This window comes from Atribacteraceae bacterium (genome assembly GCA_035477455.1).
Classification (GTDB): domain Bacteria; phylum Atribacterota; class Atribacteria; order Atribacterales; family Atribacteraceae; genus DATIKP01.
The window spans coordinates 1-9,520 of sequence record DATIKP010000087.1 but is presented as its reverse complement, the minus strand read 5'-3'; the positions used below and the strand labels follow the sequence as shown (position 1 = coordinate 9,520).

Sequence of the window (9,520 nt, the reverse complement as noted above, 5' to 3'; positions counted from 1 at the left end):
ATGCCTCCCGCCTGGGGGTTGACCTGCCATGAGTGCGGCACGTAATTACACTTGGGAGGAGGCTTTCTGATGCCGCGCCCCTACACCGAAACCGCGTTCGAATCGGCCATCGAGGAGCACCTGGTCTCCTCCGGCGGTTATGCCCGGGGTGACCGGGACGCCTTCGACCGCGAGCGTTGCCTCGACGCCGGTGTCTTTCTCGCCTTCGTGCGGGAGACCCAGCCCAAGGAGTGGGAGTACCTCAAGAGTCTGCAGAAGGACAAGGCCGAATCGATTCTGCTGGATGACCTCTGCCGGGCGCTCGACTCCGACCACCAGGGATGCCTGTCCGTCCTCCGCCACGGGTTCAAGTGCTTCGGGAAGCTCTTCCGCGCGGCCTACTTTGCGCCGGCGAGCGGCATGAACCCGGAGACGCTGCGTCTCTACGCCGCCAACCGTCTGACCATCACGCGTCAGCTGCGATACTCGAACCGCCATGGCAGCGCTCTGGACGTAACGCTTGGCTTAAACGGCATCCCGGTCGCCACCGCGGAGCTCAAGAACCCGCTGACCGGCCAGACCTGGCGCGACGCCGTCCGTCAGTACAAGCAGGACCGCGATCCGGCGGACTTGCTCTTCCAGTTTAAGAAGCGGGCCCTCGTCCACTTCGCCCTGGACCCGGACGAGGTCTATATGACGACGCGGCTCGCGGGCCGGAACACACATTTCCTGCCTTTCAACAAGGGCTGCAGCGGCGGCGCGGGCAATCCGGAGAACCCGCACGGGTGGAAAACGGCCTACCTGTGGGAAGAGATTCTCGAACGCGCCAGCCTGCTTGATATCCTGACGCGCTTCGTCCACCTGCAGACAGACGAGAAGCGCCTGGGAGGCCGGAAGGTCCAGCGCCAAACGATGATCTTCCCCCGCTACCACCAGCTTGACTGCGTGCGGAAGCTCATCGCCGATGCCCGCGTGACGGGCGCGGGCGCCAACTATCTGATCCAGCACTCGGCCGGCAGCGGCAAGAGCAATTCCATCGCCTGGGTCGCCCACCGGCTGGCGAGCCTCTACGACACACAGGACAACAAGGTCTTCGATTCGATCATCATCGTTACCGACCGCGTGGTGCTCGACCAGCAGCTCCAGAACACGGTCTACCAGATCGAACACAAACAGGGAGTGGTTCAAAAGATCGACGTGGACTCCGCCCAGCTCGCCGGGGCGCTAGGAGCAGGAGTGCCCATCGTCATCACGACTCTGCAGAAGTTCCCCTTTGTGACGGAGAAGATCGGCGACCTCCCCAGGCGCCGCTACGCCGTCATCATCGACGAGGCCCACAGCTCGCAGGGGGGCGAGACGGCAACCGAACTGAAGGGCGTGCTCGGCGGCGCGGCGCTCAAGGAGGAAGCCTGCCGGAGATCTGAAGAAGAGGGGCTGCCCGACTACGAGGAAGAAATTCTCCGCACCATGGCCAAGCGCGGGCGGCAGCCCAACATCAGCTTTTTTGCCTTCACGGCTACCCCAAAGTACAAGACCCTCGAGGTATTCGGACGACCCGGCGTCGACGGCAAGCCACAGCCGTTTCACCTCTACAGCATGCGCCAGGCCGTCGAGGAAGGGTTCATCCTCGACGTGCTCCGGAACTACACCACCTACAAGACCTACTACCGGCTCATCAAGTCCATCGCGGACGACCCCCAGGTGGACAAGCGGAAGGCGGCACGCACGCTGGCCCGGTTCATGAGCCTGCACCCGCACAACATCGCCCAGAAGACTGAGGTGATGGTGGAACACTTCCGCCATTTCACCATGCCCAAGATCGGCGGCAGAGCCAAGGCCATGGTGGTGACGTCGAGCCGTCTCCACGCCGTCCGCTACAAGCAGTCGTTCGACAGGTACATCGCGGACAAAGGCTACAGGGGCATCAAGACGCTTGTGGCCTTCTCCGGCACGGTTATCGACCCCGACACGCCCGGTGTCGAGTACACCGAGGCCGGGATGAACCGGGGCATCCGGGAGAAGGAACTGCCGGAACGATTCGCCGGTGAGGAGTACCAGGTCCTGCTTGTTGCGGAGAAGTACCAGACGGGCTTCGATCAGCCGCTCCTGCACACCATGTACGTCGACAAGCGCTTGGCCGGAATCCAGGCCGTGCAGACCCTTTCGCGTCTCAACCGAACCTGCCCGGGCAAAGAGGAGACCTTCGTACTCGACTTCGTGAACGAACCGGAGGAGATCCTCGCCGCGTTCCAGCCCTACTTCGAGCAGACGCTCATCGGGGAACGGGCCGAGGCGGGGCAGCTCTATGAGCTGCAGGCCAAGCTCGGCGCCCAGCAGGTCTATCACGCGGCCGAAGTGGAGGAGTTCTCGAGGGTTTTCTACAAGCCCGCGAGGAGCCAGACGTCCGCCGACCACGGACGGATGAACGCGTGCATCGACCCGGCGGTCTCCCGCTACAACCAGCTCGACGATGAGACCCGCGAGACGTTCCGCAAAGACCTGGTCACCTACCGCAACCTGTACGCCTTCATGTCGCAGGTCATTCCCTTCCAGGATTCGGACCTGGAGAGGCTGTACTCCTACATCCGGTTTCTGCTGGCCAAGCTGCCGCGGGGCGACCATGGGCCGGCCTACCGTTTCGATGACGAGGTGGCGCTCAAGTACTACCGGCTGCAGAAGACCGGCGAGGGGGCAATCCCGCTCGAAGCCGGCCAAGGAGGTGAAGTGGCCGGGCCGACGGCGGTCGGGACGGGGATCGCGTGCGGCGAGCAGATTGAACTTTCCAAGCTGATCGACATCCTCAACGAGCGCTTCGGAACCGACTTCAAACCCGCCGATCAACTGTTCCTTGACTCGATCCGCGAGGACGCGGTCGGCGACGCGGGCCTCCGGCAAGCCGCCATGGCCAACACCATGGAGAACTTCGGTTACGTCTTCCTAAAGGCGCTCGAAGGCCTGTTCATCGACCGGATGGAGCAGAACGAGGAGATCACGGCGCGGTTCATCAATGACAGGGACTTCCAGGACGTGATCGGCAAGTATCTGCTGAGAACGGTCTACGAACAGGTCCGCTCCGACCTGCCTGCCGCGGTTGCGGCGCTGGCGGGGAAGCCAGGCGTCGAGCCCTTCAAGCGGGTTTTGCCGGCAGAAGAAGACAAGCACCGCACCTGTGTCCCGCTTTTCACGCTCAAGGCCGCGGCGGGGTCCTTTGGTGACGCAGAGGCGGTCGAGCCTGACGGCTGGGTTCAGCCCAACATACAGCGCCGGTTGCGCCCAGGGATGTTCGTCGCGCAGGTCATCGGCCGCTCCATGGAGCCGAGAATTCCCGACGGCGCCTGGTGCCTCTTCCAAAGTCCGGTTGAGGGCACCCGCCAGGGGCGTATCGTCCTGGTGCAGCACCGCGACATCCACGATCCCGAGACAGGAGGCAGCTACACGGTCAAGCGCTACGAGAGCAAGAAGGAGAGCGACGGCGACGGCGGCTGGCGACACACTGAGATCCGGCTGCTGCCGGAAAATCCAGGCTTTGCTCCGATCATTCTAAGGCAAGTCCACGACGACGAGTTTCGCGTCATCGCGGAGGTGATTGAGGTGTTGGGGGTCAACGCATGATCGGGAGCGATGTTTTGAATTTTATAATGGATAAAGAAATTCAGACAAAAAATTTGCATCCTTTAAGCCCTTAACTCCGAACATCTTCGCAAACTGGAAAGAAACTAAAAAACCCATGAAAAACAACGAGGACCAATCTTTCGCCTCAACGGTTTTCTGGATATAGCGAAGGGTCTTCGTTACATGAGCCGCAACCAGTGGCCGCGCCTTTGATCTCATCGGGGCCTAAAAAACCCTATTTTTGTTAAAAACAGTTGGTATGGCCTCTACGCGGAAGTCGCACCCGTTGCCCAACAATGGACCTGTTTAATTTCGCTCTTTTTACGTCTGGAGAAGGGCCTTTGTTCTTGGTGGGTGTCGTCCCTTTTCTTAAACTGATCGCTCTTGTCGCCTATTCCCATTTATTGCATGTGCTGGGCGACTACTCCTATTTTCTTCCTAACGACTTTGACGTGGACCCGGGGGCATTTTCTGAAATATTTTTTGGCACTAATTTACTTCCTGATTGCCTGCTCGGCTTCCCGGATCCAGGAACGATGAGCCTCGACCATGGGGTGGGGTAGCTGTGATACCGGGAAATAACCAACCTCCCGGACTTCGGATGAAGCGCCATACAGTGTTCCCCCGGTTACTTCACAAAGATAGCCGGTAGTCACATACTGCAGAACCTCTCCGGTCGGAGAAACCAGGGTCATGGTCCGCGGATCCGACTGCACCCCGGTGAGGGCCTGAACCCGACCGAAGAGGCCGGTTTCCTCCCTCACTTCCCGGATAACGGCCTCTTCAGTCGATTCCCCTTTCTCGACATGACCGGTCGGGAGCGTCCAGTAACCGTTATCGACCCGCTTGATCAACAAAATCCTTCCGGAGGAGTCAAAAATAAAAGCGGCAACGGCCGGGACCACTCTCTCCGGCCAGGGAAAGCCCGGATTCTCCCAGGCTTCAGAAGAAACATGCGGGGAAAAGAGTTCCGGAAGAGAGGATATCACCGCCTCGGGACGCCGGTAATCACCGCGGGGAAAGACGGGAGCTTTCCAGTTTCCCACCAGTACTCCGGAAATACCGACACGGTGGGCACCAATGATGTCTGAGTCCGGATTATCCCCTACCATGACTGCCCGCTGAAAAGCCACCTCCCGTAGGGCGAATCTGAAAATGAAGGAGGAAGGTTTACCGATCACTCGGGCACGGACCCCAGTGGCCATCTCCAGGGCCCGGACGATGGATCCGGAAGCGAGAAGGTTCCCCTGAGCGGTTGGAAAGGACAAGTCAAGGTTGGCGGCAATAAACAATGTTCCTTCGCTGATGAGTTTTCCGGCCTGTTGATAATCAGCAAGCGTCAACCCTTTATCATATCCGAGCACCACCGCTTCGGCCCCATGGGTTGTCTTCAGCACTCCCGCCTGCGCCAGTTCTTCCTGGAACCCGGCGCTTCCCAGTACAAATGCCCGGGAAATTCCCTGTTCAGCCAAGTATGCCGCCATCGCCCGTCCAACCGGGAAAATTTCCTCAGTTGTAAAAGGAAATCCCATTCTCCCCAGCCTTCCCGCCATTTCAGAACCCGATGGATATGAATCGTTGGTCACAAAGCGGAGGGTTTTGCCCAACCCCTTCAAACGGTCAATCGTCTCCCGTGCACCGGGAAGCGGATGATCGTCCAGATACAAGACTCCATCCCCATCGAAAACGAAAACATCATACCGTTCGGCGAGACTCATCGATTCGCCCTTCCTGTCGTCTTTCCATTCTCTTTTCAAAGCATTTTACTCCTTTACCGGTATCCTCTCCAGCTTCTTTGTTCCACATCAGCCATTTTTTCTCCAGTACCCGGCAAAAATGACCCTGAGACATTTGACTTTCATATATCCGTCTCCTCTTTTCCCCGTCTTCCCTAACAGGCGCTTCAGCCGGAATCACCTGCTCAATCATATTTCAGTATGATCACCGGTGTATACCTATGTTCACGAGGTCCATCGAAGCGGACGCTATTGAGCTAGCCTATTCCCGGGATAAAGCCACCGTCAGGCATAAAGAGATGTCGGCGATGAGCCGTGAGGTCGTTCGCCTTGGAGTACAAAAGATAATCAGGTGGAAAATCCAAACGGTTGAGTCAGCGTTTCTCCCGATCTTCCCAAGAGACGCACCCGCACGAATGGGCCGTCGAAATCAGCATAACAAAAGGCGAGGTCCCGTCCCACGATCCGGCCTTGCCCGGTGATCCATTCCACAAAATCAAAACCGCTTGAATGCAGAGTGATTGTCGCCTGATTTTCATCCACATCAATGGAATCTATCCGGGGGGCCCGGGCCAAGCCCGAACACCCCGCTTCCCAGCTAAAGGTAAATCGTCCCCGCTGCATACAATGAATCAATTCAGTACGAGTGAGGGTGTTCATCAGCATCTCCTGGTAATTTCCGAACAGGTGTTCCCGGCCATGGGAATCGTCGTTACTGTACCCCCACACCGGACGGTCCGGCATGAGTTGACTCAGAAGCCGGTCCCAATGTCGGCGGTCATCCGGATGACGGTCACCTTGGTTGAATACCTCAACCCCGACCAGGACATCGAACCGCCGGTATAACGAAGCATACCAGGCCGAACGCCGCCCATTCCTTCCCGGATGGAAGAACATCCCCAAGCCGCCCCGGGCTGCTACCTCCTGAAGCCCCTCGATCACCTCGTCTTCGTCTCCTCCGCTGGGGCTGCCCATATAATCGTTCCAGTAACTCCCGACATCATGGATCTGGAACAATTCATTGCCCGGTATCGCGATCATGCCCATCTCCTCCGGATCCCTATTCCACCGAGTCCAGGGCCAGGTCATATCTTCCGAGTAATGATCGTGTTCGGTAATAGCCAGGATCGCATACCCAGCATCGCAATAGGCATCAATGACCTCGGCGGGAGTCATCCGCCCGTCGCTTCGGGTGGTATGAGCATGGAAATTTGCCTTGCAGCGATGGATCGCCGACCAGTCGACGCCAGCATAGGGATTAACGATCAGGCGGGTTTTGTCTTTTCCTTGCACTATCGATGTCTCCTGTAAATGCACTGATCGGTAAAACCGCTTCCTCTCTCCTGAGGTCAAAATTTTCCCAACAGGACGGCTTATCATTGTATGGCAACCGCCGGGAAATGGCAAGGTTGATGAGCGGATTCTCGTTATACTCTCGTTATACATAAGAAGCCAGGAAATGCGAAATTCTGCTGCTATGTACGTCAGCTTCTATTCTATTGCTCGAACCTTGGAGAGCGGTTTTTTTTCGGTATAATAGTGACTGGTTCCCCCTCATCTGTTTCACATCTGTTTAAGAATATGGATGGAAAGACAACTAAAGGAGACGACGGCATGCCAAGACGTGACGACATTCACAAGGTACTCATTATCGGTTCCGGTCCCATCATCATCGGCCAGGCCTGCGAGTTCGATTATTCAGGTACTCAGGCTTGTAAAGCCCTGCGCGACCTGGGATATGAAATCGTACTGGTCAACTCCAATCCGGCCACGATCATGACCGATCCCGGCATGGCCGATGCGACCTATATCGAACCACTCAACCCTTCCCGGCTGGAGGAGATCATCGCCATCGAACGACCGGATGCCCTGTTGCCCAACCTGGGAGGGCAAACCGGATTGAATCTTTCCTCCGAACTCTACCGCGCCGGCACCCTCGACAAATATGGCGTACAGGTCATCGGTGTCAACCCGGAAGCCATCGAGCGGGGTGAAGACCGGATCGCCTTCAAGAAAACTATGCATACCCTGGGAATCGAGGTGCCCTCCAGCAAACCGGCTTTTTCAGTCGAGGAAGCAGAGGCTGTCGCCGCTGAACTGGGGTATCCGGTCGTGGTGCGACCGGCCTACACACTTGGCGGTACCGGCGGAGGTCTCGTATACAATATGGAGGAACTGCGTTTGATCGCTTCTCGCGGGATCGCGGCTAGCCTGGTCGGTCAGGTGCTGATCGAAAAATCGGTCCTGGGTTGGGAAGAGCTGGAACTCGAAGTTGTCCGTGATGCCAAAAATCAGATCATCACAGTTTGTTTTATCGAAAATATCGACGCCATGGGCGTGCATACCGGTGATTCCTTCTGTTCCGCGCCTATGCTTACCATTGACCCCCGGCTCCAGGAAAAGCTTCAATCATGGTCATATTCAATTGTTGAAGCGATCGAAGTGATCGGAGGAACCAATATCCAGTTCGCCCATGATCCAGAGAGCGGCCGGGTCGTTGTAATCGAGATCAACCCCCGCACCTCCCGTTCTTCGGCTCTGGCATCTAAGGCGACCGGTTTTCCAATCGCCCGGATATCCGCTCTGCTGGCCGTGGGACTGACTCTTGACGAAATACCCTACTGGAAGGCTGGAACCCTCGATAAATACACCCCCAGTGGCAATTACGTAGTGGTGAAATTTCCCCGCTGGGCTTTCGAAAAGTTCCGGGGTTCTCATGACAAGCTCGGAACCCAGATGCGCTCGGTCGGAGAGGCAATGAGCATCGGAAAAACTTATAAAGAGGCTTTTCATAAAGCGATACGCTCCCTGGAAATCGGACGCAGCGGTCTGGGATTCGCCCGGGATTTTCACCGGAAAACCCTGGAAGAGTTGATGGATCTTCTCCGCGACGCTTCGAGCGAACGCCAGTTTATTCTCTATGAAGCTCTGCGAAAAGGAACACAAATCGAAAAGCTCTCCGAAATTACCCATATCAAGCCTTGGTTTCTGGAACAAATGAAGGATCTGGTCAAACTCGAGGAACAGATTCTAACCTTCCGGGGTAAGGCCTTGCCCGATTCGCTCCTGATCCAAGCCAAACATGACGGGTTTGCCGATCGATATTTAGCCGGGCTCCTGAACATACCGGAAGAGGAAATCCGTAACCGGCGGAAAAGCCTGGACATTGTGCACCGGTGGGACTCCATACCGGTCAGCGGAGTAGGGGACGCTCGCTACTACTACTCGACCTATCATGCTTCCGATAAGTCACCCGAAGAGCCGGCGGCCGGTGGCAAGCGCAAGGTGATGATTCTCGGGGGAGGACCGAACCGGATCGGTCAGGGGATTGAATTTGATTACTGCTGCGTCCACGCCGCCTTCGCCCTGCGGGATTTAGCCATCGAAAGCATAATGGTCAACTGTAACCCGGAAACCGTCTCCACCGACTATGATACGTCGGACAAGCTCTACTTCGAACCGTTGACGATTGAAGATGTCCTCGCGATTTATGAAGAAGAAAAGCCGGAGGGGGTCATTGTCCAGTTTGGAGGCCAGACTCCCCTCAATATCGCCGCGGAACTCGAACAGGCCGGGGTCCGTATCCTGGGGACCACTGTTGCGAGCATCGAATTGGCCGAAGACCGGGACGAGTTCCGGAAAACCATGACCCGCATGAACATCCCCATGCCTGAAGCCGGAGTAGCCAGGAGCATCGAAGAAGCTTTGGAGATCGCTCGTAGGATCGACTACCCGCTTATCATCCGTCCTTCTTTCGTCCTGGGTGGCCGGGCGATGGAAATCGTCCATGACGAAGTAATGCTCCGGGAATATGTGGCGCGGGCCAGTGAGGTCACTCCCGAACGTCCGATACTGATCGACCGGTTTTTGAAAGATGCCCTGGAATGTGAAGCCGATGCCCTGGCCGATGGTTGCAATGCTTTCGTCCCGGCGGTCATGGAACACATCGAGCAGGCCGGGATCCATTCCGGTGATTCCGCGTGCGTTATTCCTCCGGTCAATATCCCACCAAAACACCTCGCGACCATCGAGGAATATACCCGAAGAATCGCTTGCGAACTCAAGGTTGTGGGACTGTTAAATGTTCAGTACGCCATCGCAAATGACCGGGTCTATGTTCTCGAAGCCAATCCCCGCGCTTCACGCACGGTTCCCCTCGTCTCTAAAGTCTGCGGCCTGTCCATGGCTCGTAT

The 9,520-nt window shown here is 57.1% G+C and carries 4 protein-coding genes; 2 read left to right on the top strand and 2 right to left on the bottom strand.

All coding sequences use genetic code 11. The features are described 5' to 3' along the window. Positions 1 to 69 precede the first annotated feature (69 nt). Entirely contained in the window at positions 70 to 3,591 is a 3,522-nt protein-coding gene (locus tag VLH40_05470) for a type I restriction endonuclease (protein ID HSV31457.1), read from the top strand. A 494-nt stretch (positions 3,592 to 4,085) separates the two neighbouring features. On the opposite strand, the gene VLH40_05465 is transcribed toward VLH40_05470, so the two are convergent. Then, complete coding sequence (locus VLH40_05465; protein HSV31456.1) at positions 4,086 to 5,348, bottom strand: HAD-IIA family hydrolase; 1,263 nt, start codon at positions 5,346 to 5,348, stop codon at positions 4,086 to 4,088. 327 nt (positions 5,349 to 5,675) lie between these two features. Continuing rightward, entirely contained in the window at positions 5,676 to 6,620 is a 945-nt protein-coding gene (locus tag VLH40_05460; GenBank protein ID HSV31455.1) for a hypothetical protein, read from the bottom strand. Positions 6,621 to 6,941: 321 nt separating this feature from the next. Between VLH40_05460 and carB the strand changes: the two genes are divergently transcribed. Beyond that, a partial coding sequence (gene carB, locus VLH40_05455; protein HSV31454.1) for a carbamoyl-phosphate synthase large subunit occupies positions 6,942 to 9,520 on the top strand: 2,579 nt, incomplete at its 3' end.